The sequence below is a fragment of the Streptomyces sp. NPDC054956 genome, from assembly GCF_053609185.1.
In genome coordinates this window covers 1-16,952 of the sequence record NZ_JBSGXB010000162.1, presented here as the reverse complement: position 1 = coordinate 16,952, position 16,952 = coordinate 1, and the positions used below count along the sequence as shown (strand labels likewise).

Annotated in this window: 20 protein-coding genes; 8 read left to right on the top strand and 12 right to left on the bottom strand. The window is 72.8% G+C overall.

All coding sequences use genetic code 11. The features are described 5' to 3' along the window. The 6 genes from ACWGDE_RS23670 to ACWGDE_RS23645 form a co-directional block, all read right to left on the bottom strand. Positions 1 to 1,421: protein kinase domain-containing protein (locus tag ACWGDE_RS23670; RefSeq protein ID WP_453391004.1), on the bottom strand; the 1,421-nt coding region annotated here is incomplete at its 3' end. Between the two features lie 155 nt (positions 1,422 to 1,576). Beyond that, positions 1,577 to 2,083, bottom strand: a complete 507-nt coding sequence (locus ACWGDE_RS23665; protein ID WP_453391003.1) for a hypothetical protein — start codon at positions 2,081 to 2,083, stop codon at positions 1,577 to 1,579. Between the two features lie 183 nt (positions 2,084 to 2,266). Continuing rightward, positions 2,267 to 3,133 (bottom strand): alpha/beta hydrolase family protein, encoded by an 867-nt coding sequence (locus ACWGDE_RS23660; protein ID WP_453391002.1) that lies wholly within the window; start codon positions 3,131 to 3,133, stop codon positions 2,267 to 2,269. 10 nt (positions 3,134 to 3,143) lie between these two features. Further along, complete coding sequence (locus tag ACWGDE_RS23655) at positions 3,144 to 3,626, bottom strand: hypothetical protein (RefSeq protein WP_453391001.1); 483 nt, start codon at positions 3,624 to 3,626, stop codon at positions 3,144 to 3,146. 29 nt (positions 3,627 to 3,655) lie between these two features. After that, entirely contained in the window at positions 3,656 to 3,916 is a 261-nt protein-coding gene (locus ACWGDE_RS23650) for a DUF397 domain-containing protein (protein ID WP_453391000.1), read from the bottom strand. After that, positions 3,876 to 4,724 (bottom strand): helix-turn-helix domain-containing protein, encoded by an 849-nt coding sequence (locus ACWGDE_RS23645; RefSeq protein WP_453390999.1) that lies wholly within the window; start codon positions 4,722 to 4,724, stop codon positions 3,876 to 3,878. The genes ACWGDE_RS23650 and ACWGDE_RS23645 overlap by 41 nt, the downstream gene beginning before the upstream one ends. A 135-nt stretch (positions 4,725 to 4,859) precedes the next feature. Here ACWGDE_RS23645 and ACWGDE_RS23640 point away from each other — a divergent pair, with 135 nt between their 5' ends. Beyond that, on the top strand, positions 4,860 to 5,246 hold the full coding sequence (locus ACWGDE_RS23640; RefSeq protein WP_453391005.1) for an ATP-binding protein: 387 nt from the start codon (positions 4,860 to 4,862) through the stop codon (positions 5,244 to 5,246). On the opposite strand, the gene ACWGDE_RS23635 is transcribed toward ACWGDE_RS23640, so the two are convergent. Next, positions 5,243 to 6,019, bottom strand: coding sequence for a CTP synthase C-terminal region-related (seleno)protein (locus ACWGDE_RS23635; protein WP_453390998.1), 777 nt, complete (start codon positions 6,017 to 6,019; stop codon positions 5,243 to 5,245). The two genes, ACWGDE_RS23640 and ACWGDE_RS23635, sit on opposite strands and share 4 nt — an antisense overlap. Before the next feature lie 77 nt (positions 6,020 to 6,096). Here ACWGDE_RS23635 and ACWGDE_RS23630 point away from each other — a divergent pair, with 77 nt between their 5' ends. The 5 genes from ACWGDE_RS23630 (at position 6,097) to ACWGDE_RS23610 (ending at position 11,086) form a co-directional block, all read left to right on the top strand. Then, positions 6,097 to 6,996, top strand: coding sequence for a LysR family transcriptional regulator (locus ACWGDE_RS23630; protein WP_453390997.1), 900 nt, complete (start codon positions 6,097 to 6,099; stop codon positions 6,994 to 6,996). Positions 6,997 to 7,169: 173 nt separating this feature from the next. After that, positions 7,170 to 7,811 carry a class I SAM-dependent methyltransferase gene (locus tag ACWGDE_RS23625; RefSeq protein WP_453390996.1) on the top strand — a complete coding sequence of 214 codons (642 nt, stop codon included), beginning with the start codon at positions 7,170 to 7,172 and terminating at the stop codon, positions 7,809 to 7,811. 142 nt (positions 7,812 to 7,953) lie between these two features. Next, a complete protein-coding gene (locus tag ACWGDE_RS23620) occupies positions 7,954 to 8,976 on the top strand; it encodes an N-acetylmuramoyl-L-alanine amidase (protein ID WP_453390995.1) in 1,023 nt (340 codons plus the stop codon). A gap of 147 nt (positions 8,977 to 9,123) precedes the next feature. Further along, complete coding sequence (locus ACWGDE_RS23615; RefSeq protein ID WP_453390994.1) at positions 9,124 to 9,939, top strand: hypothetical protein; 816 nt, start codon at positions 9,124 to 9,126, stop codon at positions 9,937 to 9,939. Between the two features lie 136 nt (positions 9,940 to 10,075). Continuing rightward, positions 10,076 to 11,086 carry an LLM class F420-dependent oxidoreductase gene (locus ACWGDE_RS23610; RefSeq protein ID WP_453390993.1) on the top strand — a complete coding sequence of 337 codons (1,011 nt, stop codon included), beginning with the start codon at positions 10,076 to 10,078 and terminating at the stop codon, positions 11,084 to 11,086. On the opposite strand, the gene ACWGDE_RS23605 is transcribed toward ACWGDE_RS23610, so the two are convergent. Together ACWGDE_RS23605 and ACWGDE_RS23600 are read right to left on the bottom strand one after the other, a co-directional pair. Then, positions 11,083 to 11,538 carry a hypothetical protein gene (locus ACWGDE_RS23605; RefSeq protein ID WP_453390992.1) on the bottom strand — a complete coding sequence of 152 codons (456 nt, stop codon included), beginning with the start codon at positions 11,536 to 11,538 and terminating at the stop codon, positions 11,083 to 11,085. The two genes, ACWGDE_RS23610 and ACWGDE_RS23605, sit on opposite strands and share 4 nt — an antisense overlap. Before the next feature lie 70 nt (positions 11,539 to 11,608). Continuing rightward, positions 11,609 to 12,250 (bottom strand): hypothetical protein, encoded by a 642-nt coding sequence (locus ACWGDE_RS23600; RefSeq protein WP_453390991.1) that lies wholly within the window; start codon positions 12,248 to 12,250, stop codon positions 11,609 to 11,611. A gap of 113 nt (positions 12,251 to 12,363) precedes the next feature. Between ACWGDE_RS23600 and ACWGDE_RS23595 the strand changes: the two genes are divergently transcribed. Further along, positions 12,364 to 12,669, top strand: a complete 306-nt coding sequence (locus tag ACWGDE_RS23595) for a hypothetical protein (protein WP_453390990.1) — start codon at positions 12,364 to 12,366, stop codon at positions 12,667 to 12,669. A 42-nt stretch (positions 12,670 to 12,711) separates the two neighbouring features. Here ACWGDE_RS23595 and ACWGDE_RS23590 read toward each other — a convergent pair whose 3' ends face one another. The 3 genes from ACWGDE_RS23590 to ACWGDE_RS23580 form a co-directional block, all read right to left on the bottom strand. Then, entirely contained in the window at positions 12,712 to 13,800 is a 1,089-nt protein-coding gene (locus ACWGDE_RS23590) for a prenyltransferase (RefSeq protein ID WP_453390989.1), read from the bottom strand. Further along, positions 13,797 to 14,543, bottom strand: coding sequence for a class I SAM-dependent methyltransferase (locus ACWGDE_RS23585; RefSeq protein WP_453390988.1), 747 nt, complete (start codon positions 14,541 to 14,543; stop codon positions 13,797 to 13,799). Before ACWGDE_RS23585 ends, ACWGDE_RS23590 begins: the two co-directional genes overlap by 4 nt. A gap of 61 nt (positions 14,544 to 14,604) precedes the next feature. Beyond that, complete coding sequence (locus tag ACWGDE_RS23580) at positions 14,605 to 15,927, bottom strand: glycosyltransferase family 4 protein (RefSeq protein ID WP_453390987.1); 1,323 nt, start codon at positions 15,925 to 15,927, stop codon at positions 14,605 to 14,607. 229 nt (positions 15,928 to 16,156) lie between these two features. Here ACWGDE_RS23580 and ACWGDE_RS23575 point away from each other — a divergent pair, with 229 nt between their 5' ends. Further along, positions 16,157 to 16,807, top strand: a complete 651-nt coding sequence (locus ACWGDE_RS23575; protein ID WP_453390986.1) for a TetR family transcriptional regulator — start codon at positions 16,157 to 16,159, stop codon at positions 16,805 to 16,807. Positions 16,808 to 16,952 lie beyond the last annotated feature (145 nt).

Below are 16,952 nucleotides of genomic sequence, written 5' to 3'. Positions count from 1 at the left end.
GTCCCGGCGGCTCCGCCGACCTTGCCGTCCGCCCCCGGGGCCGGCGGACGCTGCGAAGTCTGCGCCTCCGGGCTGCCCGGGGTCTGTGACCCGCCCGCCGCGGACGGGGAGCCCGCGGAGCCGGGGGTCACCGGCCCGCTCGCCGCCGGGGGCGAGGCCTGCTTCCCGTCGTCGTGCCCGCCGCCGCACGGCTGGAGCAGCGCCACCGTGCCACCGCCGACCGCGAAGACGAGGACGGCCGGAACCGCCACCCTCCACCACGGCCGTCGGCCGCCCTGCCGCTCGCTCCCGGTCGCGGCGACCGCCGGAGCCGGGGCAGGCACCGATACCGGCACCGGGTCGGCCGCGGGCTCCGGCTCCGACTCCGTCTCCCGCTCGGAGGAACCGGACACGGCCCCGCCCAGCCCGAGGGTCGCCGGGTGGCCGGGCTCCCCGGCGGCCGTGGCCTCCCGCCTCGGCACCGCCTCCGCGTCGAGCAGCCGCGCCGCCTGGCCGGCGAGGCGTGCCACGACCCCGGGCGGCAGCCACGCCCCGCCGAGCGCTGCCGGACGTACCCGCTCCGGGTCCTCCAACAGCTCGTCCACGTCGGGCCGTTCGTCGACGCCCTTGGTCAGGCAGCGGCGGATGAGCGCGCTCAGGGCCTCGTCGCCGACGGCCTCCAGATCCGGCTCGTCCTCCACGATCTGGAACATCACCGCGTGCTGGTTGCTGGCCCCGTGCCCGAACGGCAGCTTGCCGGTGGCCGCGTACATCAGGACGCAGCCGAGGGTGAACACGTCGCTCTTCGCCCCGGTGCGCTGCCCGCGGATCTGCTCGGGCGACATGAACCCGGGCGAGCCGACGACCAGGCCGGTGCTGGTGAGCAGCGAGTCCACGGAGGTCCGCAGGGCCCGCGCGATGCCGAAGTCGATGACCCGGATGCCCTCGACGGTCAGCATCACGTTCGACGGCTTGAGGTCCCGGTGCACGATCCCGGCCGCGTGGATGTCCGCGAGGGCGTGCAGCAGCCCGTCGGCGAGGGCGTGCACGGAGTCCAGGGGCAGGGGGCCGTGCCGGCGCACGATCTGCTCCAGCGAGAGCCCGGGTACGTACCCGGTGGCCACCCAGGGCCGCTCGGCGTCGGGGTCCGCTTCCAGCACGGGCGCGGTGTACCGCTCGCCGACGCTCCGGGCGGAGTCGATCTCGCGGCGGAACCGGGCACGGAACTGCGCGTCCGAGACGTGCTCCTCGTGCACCACCTTCACCGCGACCGTGCGCCCGCCTTCGGACCGGGCCAGGAACACCCGCCCCATGCCGCCGGCGCCGAGCCGCCCGAGCAGCAGGTACGGCCCGATCCGGCTCGGATCGGCGGCCGTGAGCGGCTTGATGCCCCCGTCGACGTAATCGTCGTCCTGGCCGCCGCCCTTGGTCACACCGCTCATGCTGCCCGTCCCCCGTGGTCCCTGTGGTCGGCTGAACCGGCCCCCCGGCCGTTCGAATCCGCATCAGAGTAGAGCCAGTTGGATGCAGGATGAAGGCAAGGGTGGCCTACACCACGTGGTCCCGGTCCGTGCAACCCCCGGCGCCCGTCAGGGGGTCAGCGATTGCAGTGGCGCACCCGGTCGATCTGGGCGGCCGTCCTGGGCCCGTCCTTGGTCCAGTACTTCCCCTCGGGCAGCTCTGCCTTGGCCACCTCGTCCGGCCTGAAGAGCACCCCCTCGCCGCCCTGCGCATCGGAGACCAAGACCTGCAGCACCCCCGGCAGCGGGACGGGCCGCTCCCCGCCGCTCACCTCTCGGAAGTCCGCCGCCTGCCAGAGGGTGACCGTCCCGTGCCGCACCTCGGGGGTGAGCGGACCGGTCGCCTCCCACAGCACCTTGCCCAGCAGTTGAGGACTGTCCTTCACCCGCACGGACTCGACCTCGCCCTTGCGGCACACGGGCACCTTGACGGTGATCCGGCCGTCGTCGATCCGTACGCCGCCGGCCATCAGGAGGGACGGATCGTCGGGGGAGCGGTAGCCGAGCGCGTCGAGCCCCCAGGTGAAGACGACCAACGCGACCACGGCGCCGACGGCGATCCCGGCCTTCCGCCACCCGCTCACGACGCCACCGTCCGTCCACGTCCCGCCGCACCGGCCGCGCCCGTACGTGCCCCCATGGCGTTCCCCTTCGCACGGACGGGCCGAACTACCGGTGTACCACCGGCCGTACGGGTTGTCCCGCCGATCCCGGATCGGCGTCGGCTCGGCCAGGTCGCCTTCGGCCGGACCTCCCCCTCCTCGGCCCTACGCGTCGGCCCCGCCACCCAGCCGGGCGCGGAAGAACTCCACCGCCTCGGCGGCCACGCGGCTACGGACCTCCGCGCCGTCCGGGTTGTCACCGAGGAAGTGGTAGTGCTCCACGTCCGCACCGGCCGAGCGCCCTTCGGCGCCGGGGACGGCGTCGAGGTAGCGCAGCGCGTTCGATTCCGGGGGCGTGATGACGTCGGCCCCGCCCCACCGGACCGCCACCGGCCGCGTGATCCCCTTCAGGCTCTCCGCGGTGACCATCTCGCCCATCCCCGGGCACACGAGGAACGCGGCACCCACCCGGGGATCCGTGTGGTCCAGCTCCCCCTCGGCGACCGCCCGCGCCAGCCGCTCACCGTCGACGGACTCCCGCAGGACCTCCATCAGGTCCGGGAACTCCGGAATGGGCGGCAGCGGAACCTGCCCGCCCAGGACCGCCCCCAGCACACCGGCATCGAGCCGGGCCCCCACCAGGGCCGCGCTCGTGTACCCGCCGGCCGAGAAGCCCACCGCCCCGACCAGGGGCAGCGGCCGCTCGGCGGCGAGCACGTCCAGGACGAACGACAGATCGCCCGGCCGCTCCCACGGGAAGGCGAAGCCCTGCGGGAGGTAACCGTCCACGAAGTTGTTGCCGTGGTGGTCGACCGAGACCGCGAGGAACCCGGCCGCCGCGAGCGCCTCCGCCAGCCAGGCCACCTGCCCCGCCGAACCGCCCGAACCGTGCGAGACGAGCACCACCGGCGGCTCCGTCCCGGCGGACACGGGAGGGTGCCAGAGGTACGTCCGGACCGGGCGCGGGCGGCCGTCGTCCCGGTGGTCGCGCCGGCTCTCGTCGAACAGCTCTCGTATCTGCGGCTCCGTCATGATCGAAAGCCTAGGGCGTGCAGTCGGTCGCCGGGATGTCCGGCTCCTGGGTCGTCCTGCGGCCGTCGGCGGTCACGTACGTCCAGGCCTCCGACTGCTCCTTGGGAACCCAGACGGTGGCGGTGACGTCATCGGAGGTTCCCTCCTCGCCCGGGAGCAAGACCTCGACCGTGACCTCGTACGCTTCCGCCAGCTTGGCGGGCTGCTGCCCACCGCCGGACTTCAGGAAGTCCTCCGACCGCCAGAGGGTGACCTCTCCGCGCAGCACCTCGGGGGTGGCCGGAGCCGAGGCCTTCCAGAGCGTCTTGCGGCCGTCGAAGTCCCGGACCCGCACGGAGACGACCTTCTGTCCGGGACACAGCGGCACCTTGATGGCGATCCGCCCGCCGTCGACCCGTACACCGAACAACGACGGGTACGGGTCGCCCATGGAGCGGATCCCGAACAGCGCCACGCCGCAGAGCACGACCCCGAACACGACGGCCAAGGCCATTCCGGCCTTCTGCCCCCCGATCACGGAGGTCAGAGACCGCGCACGAAGGCCGCGAAGGCGGCGGGGGTGACGGTGAAGGCGGGGCCGTCGGGGTTCTTGGAGTCCCGGACGGCGATCCGGCAGGGCTGGGCGGCGACTTCTACGCAGTTGCCGCCGGTATCGCCGCTGTACGAGGCCTTGCGCCAGGCGGCTGTGCCGAGGGGGGCGCACTCGACGCACTCGCCGCCGGTGTCGCCGCTGTACGAAGACTTACGCCAGCGCGCGCCCATCAGGTCCTGGATGCTGTCCATAGCGTTCCTCCATCACACGGGCGATCCGTGCCGCCGAGTCCTCCACGGAGAGGGCGGCGGCCTGCAAATGATCGTAACGGAGCGAACCCTCCCTGAGCGCTTGCGGATTGGCGGTCATGTGCCCCTGGATGAAGTCCTCGGTGTAGACGAGATCAGGGTCGTCATCGAACCGCAGAAGAGTGAACGAACCCATCAGCCCCGCATGTGAGCCTGCCTCGAAAGGCAAGATCTGGACCCGCACCCACTCCCGGCTCCGAAGCTCCAACAGATGGGCGAGCTGGTTCCGCATGACCTCCCGGCCACCGATCTCCTGATGCAGCACTGCCTCGCTCAGCACCACCCACATCAGCGGCGGCTCGCTCCGGTCCATGATGCGCTGCCGCTCCATGCGGGCGGCCACCTTCCCGTCGAGCCCCTCGTCACCCCGCACTCCCAGGATCGCCCGCGCGTACTCCTCGGTCTGCAGCAGCCCGTAAACCAACTGCGCCTGGAACGTGGAGATGTAGGTGGCCCGCGCCTCCATCTCCGCGTACGCCTGGAACCACGTGGGCAGCTGGCTGCGCAGCACCAAGCCCACCAGGCGGGAAAACACGCCGCCCGTCCCGAGCGCCGCGTCGACCCGTTCCGAGAAGTCCCGGGTCGGGACCTTCCGGGCCGTCTCGATCTGGCCGATCAGGGAGGCCGCGCAGAAGACGATGCTCCCCAGCTGCCCCTGTTTCAGCTGCGCGTCCTCCCTCAGGCGGCGCAGTTCCGAGCCGTAGTAGTCCAGCGGGGAGGCGCTGGGATCGAGATCGCGGATGTTGACCATGGAGCGGTCACCCCCAAGTGCACACCGTGCTGCGTTCGTTTCGGTCCATAGCCGAGCGTAACCACGCCGCTCCAGCCTGGTGTCATGAATCTCACAACTGAGCACTTGACCAACGAAGTTGAGGCCAGCTACCGCATGGGCTTCACCGTCGGTGACCATTCCGCGCGGCACATGCGCCGCATCCTGCGGATGTTCCTGGACCGCTGGGACCTCGCCGGGCTGGCCGACGCCGCCGGGCTCGCGCTCACCGAGCTCGTCGCCAACGTCGTACGCCATGTCCCCGGACGGGACTGCGTGGTGCTCATCCTGCGGCAGCCGGACGGGCTGCGCGTCGAGGTGTCGGACGGCTGCCCCGCTCCCCCACGGGCGGCCCGTACGGACGGAGGCGGGGAACTCGCCGAGGGCGGGCGCGGGCTGCTCCTGGTGGAGGCGGTGGCCGACCGCTGGGGCACGGAGCCGAACGCCACGGGCAAGACGGTGTGGTTCGAGTGCGACGCCCCGCCCCGCCCGGACGGCGCCTAGGCCGTCGCCGGCTTCCGCGTACGGGCGTGGTCCACGGCGGCCGCGGCGAGGCCGGTGATCAGCGGGTGGGCGCGGGTGCCGTCGCCGTCGAGTTCGGGCTGGAAGAGGGTGGCCAGGAAGAAGGGGTGGGAGGCCAGTTCGGCGATGCGGATGTCGCCGGATTCGTCCGTCCCCGTGAAGGTCATGCCGTGTGCCCGCAGGAGGTCCAAGTGGTGCGGGTTGGGGCCGTAGTTGCAGTGGTAGCGCGCCCGGGTCCGGTCGGCGCCGAGCAGGCCGGCGGCCCGGGAGCCGGGCGTGACCCGTACCGTGCCCTCGTGGCCGACGAGCGAGCAGGCCAGCGGGACGACCACGGCGTCCTCGTCGGCGGTCCCGGGATCGTTCTCGGCGTGACCGGCCCGGTCGAGGCCGCAGACGGTGCGGGCGAACTCCAGGAGGGCGTGCTGGAAGCCGCCGCACGTGCCCAGGAAGGGGATGCCGTTCTCGCGGGCGTCCCGGATCGCCGCCAGCACTCCGCCCTCGCTGCGGTAGGGGCTGCCGGGCAGGACCCAGACGGCGTCGAAGCCGTCCATGCCCGCGCCGGCCTCCTCGGTGGGGATCCAGTAGGCGTCCAGGTCCAGCCCTTCGCGCTCGCGCAGGGCCTCCAGCAGGCCGGGGACGCGGGCATGGGAACGGACGGCGTCGGAGCGGTCCGCGATGAGGGCGATCCGCGCGACGTGGTGGCCGCCCGTGCCGTCCGTGCCCTTGATGAAGTTCGTCGAGTCGTCGTCGTTCATGAGAGCCATCCTGCGAGCTGTCCGGCCATCAGGTCCAACGATGATCCCTGGTGCTCGCATAAGCGATACTGATGCTCATGGATCCGCATCTGCTGCGCACCTTCGTCGCGGTCCTCGAGCACCGCTCGTTCTCCGCCGCCGCGTCGGCCCTCGGCTACACGCAGTCGGCCGTGTCCCAGCACATCGCCGCGCTCGAAGCCGACCTGGGCGCCAGGCTGGTCGAACGGCGGCCCGTCGCGCCCACGCCGGCCGGCACCCGGCTGATGGAGCACGCCCCCGCGCTGCTGCTGCGGCTGGACGCCGCCCGCGCGGACATCGCGCGCCTGGACCAGGCCCCCACCGCCCGGCTGGCCCTGGCCTGCTCCCCCGCCGCCCTCGGGCCGGCCGTCGCGCGGGCCCTCGCACGGCTGCGCGCCACGATCACCGGCCTGGAGATCGAAGTACGCGTCCTGGACCGGGAAGCGGTGATCGAAGACGTACTGACCGCTCGCGCCGACCTCGGCCTGATCGACGGCGTGGCCGCGCCCAGCGACCCCCTGCCGCTGCCCGACCTCGGCCCCACCGTCACCCTCGTCGCGGCCGAGGAGCCCCTTTCCGTCCTCTTCCCGGACGGCCACCCCCTCGCCCGGCTGCGCTCGGTACGGCTGGCCGACCTCGCGCAGGCGCAGTGGATCGACGCCCCGGACACCGCCGTTCCGCTCGACAGGCTGCGCGCCGTCTGCCACACGGACGGGTTCCACCCCCGCCTCCGCCACCGCGGAACCGATCCGCACGGCCTCGCCGCCCTCGCCGCGGCCGGCCACGGCCTGGTGGCGCTCCCCCTGTCCCTGGGAAGCACCTTCCCCGGCGTCAAGGCGATCCCGGTCCGAACCCCCCGCCTGATCCACCGCACCGAACTCCTCCACCCCACCGACCCCACCACCCCCACCCGCCACCTCGCGACCCTCCTCACGGCCCACCCGGAGACCCGTCCCTGACGGGCCCGGACCCTCCCGGGAGGCCGCCCGGACCCTCGCCGGGAGGCGGGCCGGAGCCCGGCGGGCGGGACCCTGGCGGGCGGCGGGCCCGGACCCCGGGCATGGCGTCCTACCAGCGGGTAAGGCACCATGGGCCGCCGATGACCGTCGCCCAGTCCCGCAGGAGGAACACCATGGCCAGCCCCAAGCCGGAGACCCTCGCCGCCTTCGAGGCCGCCAAGGGGTTCATGCCCGTAGGGGAAGGGCTCGCCCTGTACGAGGCCGCCACCGAGGCCGCGCGGCTCGGGCTGCCGCTGCTGGAGGTCGGGACGTACTGCGGCCGCTCCACCATCCTGCTCGCCGACGCCGCCCGCGAGGCCGGGGTCAGCGCGCTGACCGTCGACCACCACCGCGGCAGCGAGGAGCAGCAGCCGGGGTGGGAGTACCACGACCCGTCGGTCGTGGACCCGGAGATCGGCCTGATGGACACCCTGCCCACCTTCCGCCGGACCCTGCACCGGGCCGGTCTGGAGGAGCACGTCATCGCGATCGTGGGCCGCTCCCCGCAGGTCGCCGCCGCGTGGGGCGGGAAGCTCGGCCTCGTCTTCATCGACGGCGGGCACACCGACGAGCACGCCACGGGCGACTACGAGGGCTGGGCGCCGCACGTCGCCGCGGGCGGCACGCTGGTGATCCACGACGTGTTCCCCGACCCCGCGGACGGGGGGCAGGCGCCGTACCGCATCTACCTCCGCGCGATGGCCTCCGGCGCCTTCGAGGAGGTCTCGGTGACGGACTCCCTCCGCGTCCTGCGCCGAGTCTCCCAGGGCATCTGACCCGCCCCGCCCGCCGCCGCGCGGGCCCGGCCGGCCCGGCCGGCGGGTGAGGCCCACAGGCCGGGTCGGCATATAAGCGCACCGCGCCCCCGATTGGCCCACGGTCCGTACGCACGACCGACCCCCGGTCTAGCATCGCCGGGTGCGCTACGACGACAGCCCCCCGCCTCCCGAGTCCGCCTCCTCCGTGAGCCCGGACCGGCCCTGGTACGCCCGCCGGTCCACGCTGGCCGTCGCGGTCGCCGCGCTCGCCCCGGTCTGCCTCGCGGGCTGGGTGCTGACCGAGGTGCTCGGCGGAGGTGCGACCGACGACTCCCGCCCGCCGCGGATCGTGATGCCGCTCGGCTCCCGGTCGCCGGACGCGGGCGCGAACGCCGCCACGGCCGCGGGCCCGGGGTCCCCCGCGAGCGCCCCCGCGAGCAGCCCGGCGAACGCCCCCGCCGACGCGAGCCCGAGCACCGGGACCGGCACCCCCACCACCGCCACATCCCTCGCCGGCCGCGTCGTCGTCATCGACCCCGGCCACAACACCGGCAACTTCAAGCACACCACCGAGATCAACCGCCAGGTGGACATCGGCACCAACCGCAAGGAGTGCGACACCACCGGCACCACCACCAACTCCGGCTACATGGAAGCCGAGTTCAGCATGGACGTCTCCCGGCGGCTGCGGACCGTCCTGGAGGCCAAGGGCCTCAAGGTGATCCTCACCCACGAGGCGGGCGCCGAGCGCCCCTTCGGCCCCTGCATCGACGAGCGCGCCCGCATCGGCAACGAGGCGAACGCCGAAGCCGTCGTCTCCGTCCACGCCGACGGGGTCTCCGCGGGCAACCGCGGCTTCCACGTCATCCTCCCGGCCAAGGTGAAGGGCGGCGGCGCGGACACCGCTAAGATCATCGAACCGTCCCGGCAGCTCGGCGAGCGGGTAGCCGGGAACTTCGCCCGCACCACGGGTTCCGCCCCCGCCAACTACCTCGGCAGCGGTACCGGGTTGGTGATCCGCGACGATCTCGGCGGACTGAACCTCTCGACCCGCCCCAAGGTGTTCATCGAATGCGGCAACATGCGTGACGCCAAGGACGCGGCGCAGCTGTCGAGTCCGGAGTGGCGGCAGAAAGCGGCTCAGGGAATCGCGGACGGCATCGTAGGCTTCCTCGGCGGGTAGTCCCCACGGGCCGTCCTTCGGGGCGGCCCGCAGCCCCGACCCTCTCGGCCGCGGTGGACCTCCGTACCATGGTGCCGCCCGCCCACTCCGTCATGGCGTGCGACCACGGCACCACGAGACGACGAGACCGAGAAGGACACCTAAGACGTGAACATCCGCTCCCTCACTCGAGGCGACGGCGTGGTGATCGGAGCAGCGGCGCTGCTGTTCATCGCCTCGTTCCTCGATTTCTATTCCGCGACCAACATCAACACCCCGAGTGTGTGGGACACCGACTCCTACCACCTGGCTCTCCCGAGCATCTTCCTGCTCGCCTTCATCGCGGTCGGCCTGCTCCTCGCCGCCCGCTTCCAGCCCGCCGGCCGCCAGCTCCTGGGCATCCCGTTCCAGGCCTGGGGCACCGTCCTCGCGGTTTCGGCCGCCTGGTCGGCCCTGTGGGCCCTGATCACCTGCCCGACCGGGATCGACCTGGGCGCGGGTGCCGTCCTCGCCTTCCTGGCGACCGCGGCTCTGGCCGGTGTCACCCTGTTCGGCGCGAAGCTCCCCGCCCTCGCCGGCCAGCTGGTTCCGGACCCGAAGCCCGCGGCCGCGGCCGTCCCGCCGTACGGTGGCCAGCCGCAGCCGGGCGCCGGTTACGGGTACCCGGGCGGCCAGGAGCCGCAGCAGTACGGGGCCACCCCGCAGCCGGCCCCGCCCTACGGCGGCTCCCCGGAGCCCGCTCCGGCGCCCGCGCCGCAGGACTCCGCGCCCGCCCCGGCGGCGGACTTCACCCCGTTCTGGTTCGCCGTTCCGGTGGCCCGCCCCCTCTTCGCGGAGGACGGCAGCCCCGCGCCGATCGCGGAACTCGCGCCGGGCACCTGGTACCTGGCCGTGGAGCAGCGCGGTCCGGCCACGCTGATCGCCCAGACCCAGGACGGCCGTCGCGGCGTCCTGAACGACACCTCGGGCATCCAGCGCGGCTGACCGGCCCGCAGGACCCGTACGACGTCACAGCGGCCCCCCGCCCTTCCGGGCGGGGGGCCGTTGCCCTACAGTCACCTGACGCATCGTCAGATAGAGCTGACCCGGCATCGTGCCGGCATCGCGGAGGGGACCGTACATGCGCCTCGGACTCGCACTCGGCTACTGGGGCCGCGGCCCCAACCCGGACCACCTCGACCTCGCCGCCGAAGCCGAGAACCTCGGCTACGACTCGGTGTGGACCGCCGAGGCCTGGGGCTCGGACGCCTTCACCCCGCTCACCTGGATCGCCGCCCACACCTCGCGCATCCGCCTGGGCACCGCCATCGCGCAGATGGCCGCCCGCACCCCCACCGCCACCGCCATGCAGGCCCTGACCCTGGACCACCTCTCCGGCGGCCGGATGATGCTGGGCCTGGGCCTGTCCGGCCCGCAGGTGGTCGAGGGCTGGTACGGGCGCCCCTTCCCCTCCAGCCCCCTCACGGCGACCCGCGAGTACGTGGACGTCATCCGCCAGGTGCTGCGCCGCGAGGCGCCCGTCGCGCTGGACGGCCGCTTCCACAGCCACCCGTACCGGGGCGCCGACGGCACCGGCATCGGCAAGCCGCTCAAGCCCATCACCCACCCGCTCCGCGCCGACCTGCCGGTCCTGCTGGGCGCGGAGGGCCCCAAGAACATCGCCCAGACCACCCGCATCGCGGACGGCTGGCTCCCCCTGTACTGGTCACCGACCCGCACGGACGTCTACCAGGCCGCGCTGACCGACCTCCCCGAGGGGTTCATGATCGCCCCGATGGCGCGGGCGAAGGTCTGCGACGACGTCGCCGAGGGGCTGCTCCCGGTGAAGGCGATGCTCGGCTTCTACATCGGCGGCATGGGGCACGCGGCCCGCAACTTCCACGCCGACCTGATGGGCCGGATGGGTTACGAGGAGGAGGCGCGGCGGATCCAGGAGCTGTTCCTCGCCGGGCGCAAGGAGGAGGCGGTCATGGCCGTCCCGGACGCGTTCGCCGACGAGATCTCCCTGGTCGGCCCCCGGGAGCGGATCGCGGAGCGCCTCGAACTGTGGCGCAAGGGCCCGGTCACCGACCTGCTCCTGACGGCCCCGGACCCGCACACCCTGCGGGTGCTGGCGGAGCTGAACTCCTAGGCGGGGTCGCGGCTTGTCCCGGAGCCCGGCTCCGAACCCGGCTCCGAACCCGGCTCCGGGTCCGCCTGCGGCAGGGCGGCGATCAGTTCCCGCAGGTCCAGTGGCATCACGGCGATCTCGATGCTGCCGGTGGCGGTGGCGCCGTCCGCGTACGCGCAGGTCACGATCCGCGAGCCGGGGTTGATGGAGAGGCCCTCCTTCACGGAAGGCGCCCGTACGTCCGTGGCCCGGCCGTCGGCGAGGAGCACCGGCTCGCCCCGCCCGGGCACCCAGCGGGCCGTGCCCTGTTCGACGTACACCCGGCCCGTGCGCCAGCGGCCCTGCCCGGCGGGCAGGCGCGCCATGCAGGGGATGCCGGGGGCGGGCCCGTCGGCCACGCGCCGGCGGTGCTTGCGGCGCAGGAGCCAGCCGGCTCCGGCGGCCGCCCCGGCGATGAACACGTACTCGATCACCCGCCCATTGAAACAGGCCGGACCGGAACGATCCGGTCCGGCCTGTTTCCGACCATGCGGGGGCAGGGGCTCAGCCCGCCAGCTGGCCCGCGCTCGGGACCTTGTCGGTCACCGTGGCGCCGGCGCTCTTCCCGGCGTCCTTGACCCCGTTGATGATGTTCTCGAAGGCACTGATGTCGGCGTCGCCGGCGTCACCCTTGCGCAGCTTGGACCCGAGGCCCTTGAGGGAGTCGATGCCCGCCGTCAGCGGACCCACGGCCTTCGACAGCAGCGGGTCGCCCTTGGCGTTCTCGGAGGCGGCCTTGAGCCGGTTGTAGGCGAAGGCACCGGCGAGACCCGCCTTGACGAGGGCGAACTTGCGGCCCTTGGCACCCTTCTTGAACTTGCCGTCACGGTACGGCTTGATGATCCACTGGTACGTGGCTCCGGCCGCGAGCCCGGCGTTGGCCACGAAGCGGGTCTTGGCGAACTTCTGCTTCTCCTCGGCGCTGCTGGCCGAGGGAGAGGCGGCGGCCGCCTCCGCGTCCTCGGCCGAGGCCGCCGCGTCGGCCTCGGCGAACGCGGCCATGGCCACCGATACCTCGTCGCTCTGGCTGCTCGCGGCGTCGTCGCCGCCCGAGCCGCAGGCGGTGGCACCGCCCAGGAGCGCGCAGGACAGCAGCACCGCCGTGAGGGCGCGACGGAATCGGACGGTTCGGGTGGGTAGGGACACGGGTTGCCTCCGGGGACTCAGGGGTCCCCCGCAGCCTCACCCCGCCGAAGCGACTCCGCCACCCGGGGGACCCGTTCGGGTTTACCCGGCCCAAAGGCGGCAAGACGCGCACCATGCCCACACACACGCGAGTACGTACCAGGGACAGCAGTCGGCAAGCGGGCCGCGTCGTCGCGGTCGTCGCGGACGTCATGGCCTTCGTGATCGCCCTGTGGATCCTGCTGTACCTGCTGGACGCCAACCAGGGCAACAGCCTGGTCGACTTCATCCACGACGCGGCCACCTGGCTGGCCGGCTGGTCCTACGACCTGTTCACCTTCACCCGCGCATGGGTCCAGGTGGTGGTCGGCTACGGCATCGCCGCCGTCGCCTATCTCGTCATCGGCCACGCCGTGGCCGGGCGCCTGTACCGCCGCTGACCGCCGTTCGTCCCCCGGCCGGCCGGGGGACGAACGCGGTGTTCACTCGCAGCAGTCCGGCTCCAGGCCGACCGGCAGGGTCAGACCGCCGAAGACGACGCCCGTCGCCTCGTCGCCGCCCAGCGCGGCCACCGCGAGGAGCAGGGAGCCCGCCGTCCAGGTGGTCTGCTCAACCGGCCACACGGCACGGTCCTTGAAGACGTACCCGGTCCAGTACATGCCGTTCTCGGCCCGCAGGTGGCCGATCGAGCGCAGGATCTCCAGCGCCCGGTCCGACTCCCCCATGGCCCAGAGCGCGAGCGCCAGTTCGCAGGACTCCCCGCCGGTCACCCAGGGGTTCGGCAGTACGCAGCGCACGCCCAGGTCCGGGACGACGAACTCGTCCCAGCGCTCCTCGATCCGCGCCTTCGCCTCCGCGCCGGTCAGCGCCCCGCCCAGGACGGGGTAGTACCAGTCCATGGAGTAGTGGGACTTGTCCAGGAACCGCTCCGGGTGCCGGCGTATCGCGTGCCCGAGGGCGCCCGCGGCCAGCTCCCAGTCCGGCTGCGGCTCGCCCCGGTGCTCGGCGATGGCCAGCGCGCAGCGCAGCGCCTGGTGGATGGAGGAGGACCCGGTCAGCAGGGCGTCGCGGACCGGTTCGCCCGAGGCCTCGCGCTTCCAGCCGATCTCGCCGCCGGGCTGCTGGAGCCGCAGCACGAACTCCACGGCCGCGTACACGGCCGGCCACATGCGGTCGAGGAAGGCGTCGTCACCGGTGGACAGGTGGTGGTGCCAGACGCCGACGGCGAGGTACGCGACGAAGTTGCTCTCCAGGCTCGCGTCCTGCGGCTCGTGGGTGTCGACCCCGTCCTCGCGGTCCGCGTAGGCGGCGAACCAGGAGCCGTCCTCGTTCTGGTGGCGCACGAGCCAGTCGTACGCCCGCTCCGCGGCCTCGTGCTCGCCCGCCACGTCGAGCGCCATGGCGGCCTCGGTGTGGTCCCACGGGTCGAGGTGGTGGCCGCGGAACCACGGGATCGCCCCGTCGGCGCGCTGCGCGGCGAGGATGCCCTCGACCGTGGCGGCGGCCTGCTCCGCGGTCAGTACGCCGTCCAGGACCAGGTGCTCGGGTGCGGTGCGCCCGGGCGAGCTCACTTCTCGGCGCCCGCGGCCGCGCTCACGGGCAGGTGCGGCTTGGTCGCGTAGGCGACGAAGCTCTTGCCCATGACCGGGTTCAGAGCCTGCTCCGCGACCCGCGTGAGCAGCGGCTTCTTCATGATGTCCCAGACCAGGAGCTTGTGGTACGCCTTCACGGGCAGGGCCTTGTCGTTGTCGACGCCGAAGGCGCACTTGAGCCACCAGTACGGCGAGTGCAGGCCGTGCGCGTGGTGCGTGCCGTACGGCTTGAGGCCGGCGGACTCCATCTTGCCGAGGAGCTCCTCCGCCTTGTAGATGCGGATGTGGCCGCCCTCGACCTCGTGGTAGGCGTCGGAGAGCGCCCAGCAGATCTTCTCGGGGCCGTAGCGCGGCACGGTGATGGCGATGCGTCCGCCGGGCTTCAGGACACGGACCATCTCGGCGAGGACGCCCTTGTCGTCGGGGATGTGCTCCATCACCTCGGAGATGATGATCACGTCGAAGGACTCGTCGGGGAAGGGCAGCGCGAGGGCGTCGCCCTCCATGGCGGTGGCGGTGGCCCCGGCCGGTGCCTCACCGGCCTCCTTCATGGCGGCGAACCACTTGGCGACCTCGCGGATCTCCTCGCCGTTGCGGTCGAGGGCGACCACCTGGGCGCCGCGCCGGTAGCACTCGAAGGCGTGCCGGCCTGCGCCGCAGCCCAGATCGAGTACGCGGTCGCCTGCGGCGAGCGGGAACCGGGAGAAATCGACGGTCAGCACGTGGTCCTGCCTTCGCGGTCGCGGGGGTGAGAGGGGAACTGCATCGGACGGAAGGTGAAACTCACCGTGTGCCGCGGCCGCGGGAGGCGGTGGCGGCCTGCTGCATGGCGGCGCGGTAGTGCACGACGGTGCCCTCCGCGGCCTTGGCCCAGGTGAAGCGGGCCAGTACCCGCTCGCGGCCGGCGGCACCGAGGCGGGCGCGCAGCTCCGGGTCGCCCAGCAGCCGGCCGAGGGCCGCGGCCAGCGCGCCCGCGTCGCCGGGCGGCACCGCGAGGCAGGTCTCGCCGTCGGGTCCGGAGACCTCGGGGATCGCACCGCCGGTGGTGGCCACCAGCGGGGTGCCGGTGGCCATGGACTCGGCGGCGGGGAGCGAGAAGCCCTCGTAGAGGGAGGGGACGCAGGCGACCTGCGCGCTGCGCACCAGGTCGACGAGTTCGGCGTCGGTGATGCCCTTGACGAAGCGGACGGCGTCCTGGAGCCCGTACGTCTCGATCGCGCGGGCGACCGGGCCCTTCTCGGCGCGCTTGCCGACGACGACGAGGTGGGCGTCGGGCTGCTCGGTACGGAGCTTCGCGAGCGCCTCGACGAGGTGCACGAGCCCCTTGAGGGGGACGTCGGCGCTGGAGGTCGTCACGATCCGGCCGGGCACCTCGGCCACGGAGGCGTCGGGCGACCACAGGTCGGTGTCGGCGCCGATGTGGACGACGTGGATGCGCTCGCACTGGACACCGAGGTGGTCGGCTATCTCCTGCTTCGAGGAGCCGGAGACGGTGAGCACGGAGGGCAGACGGCGGGCGACGCGGCCCTGCATGCGCGTGAAGGCGTACCAGCGGCGGACGGACGCGCGCTTCTTGCGGTCCTTGGCGGCGGCCAGGTCCAGCTCGCGGTCCACGGTGATGGGGTGGTGGATGGTGGTGACCAGCGGAGCGCCCAGGTCGCCCAACAGCCCGTACCCGAGGGTCTGGTTGTCGTGGATCACGTCGAACTCGCCGGCGCGGGCGGCCAGGTGGCGGCGGGCGCGCAGCGAGAAGGTCAGCGGCTCGGGAAAGCCTCCGGTCCACATGGTGGCGACCTCGACGGCGTCGATCCAGTCCCGGTACTCGTCGCGCTTGGGGGTCCGGAACGGGTCGGGGCTGCGGTAGAGGTCCAGGCTGGGGAGCTCGGTGAGCGTGGCGCCCGTGTCGAGGACCGGGTAGGGCTGCGCGCCGATCACCTCGACGGAGTGGCCCAGTTTCACGAGCTCGCGCGAGAGGTGCCGGACGTAGACGCCCTGGCCACCGCAGAACGGGTTCCCCTTATAGGTGAGGAGCGCGATCCGCAACGGGCGGCTGCCGTCGGCGGGTGAACCCGTGAAAGGGCTCGTCACCATGGCCTCAGCGGTCACTCTCGGCCCCCTTCTCCCTGCACTTTCGCCGGAGCGTAACCGCTCGGATAATGTAGAACAAGTTTCAGACTTGATCCGTTGAAGACCATTGAATCTACCGGCCGGAAACCACACCGTAAGAGGGGTGGCGGGTGATTCGCGCCACGGCTCGGGCGCCTGCCATGCTGGGCGCGGAGCAGCCCCGCACAACCCCTCTCACACAAACGTGGAACGCCTTGGAACGGGACAGATGACAGCGGAAGCGAAGGCCGTGACCCCAGCCGTCACCACACCGGCGTCCCCACCCCTGACGGAACGTCAGGAGGCACGTCGCAGGAGGATCCTGCACGCCAGCGCCCAGCTGGCCAGCCGGGGCGGCTTCGACGCGGTCCAGATGCGCGAGGTCGCGGAGTCCTCCAGCGTCGCCCTCGGCACGCTGTACCGCTACTTCCCGTCCAAGGTGCACCTGCTCGTCGCCACCATGCAGGACCAGCTCCAGCACATGCACACGACGCTGCGCAAACGCCCCCCGGCGGGCGACGAACCGGCGGCCCGGGTCGCCGAAACCCTGATGCGCGCCTTCCGCGCCCTCCAGCGCGAACCCCACCTGGCCGACGCGATGGTCCGCGCCCTCACCTTCGCGGACCGCAGCGTGAGCCCCGAGGTGGACACGGTGTCCCGCCTGACCACGGCGATCATCCTCGACGCCATGGGCCTGGACGCCCCGCCGACGGCGGAACAGCTCTCAGCGGTCCGCGTGATCGAACACACCTGGCACTCGGCCCTGATCACCTGGCTCTCGGGCCGCGCGTCGATCGCCCAGGTAAAGATCGACATCGAAACGGTCTGCCGCCTGATCGACCTCACGGCGCCGGAGCCGCAAGGCCCGAAGAAGGCCTGATCCCGCCGTAGGGGGCGGGGCGGGTGGGGCTGCGACGGTGGGCCGGAGCCGGGGTTGGCGGGGCCCACGCACTCGGTGGCTTCGACGGTGACCGGGGGGCGTCCCGGAAGTCCAGTGTCCTTCCGCGCCGGGCCGGCCCGTCAAG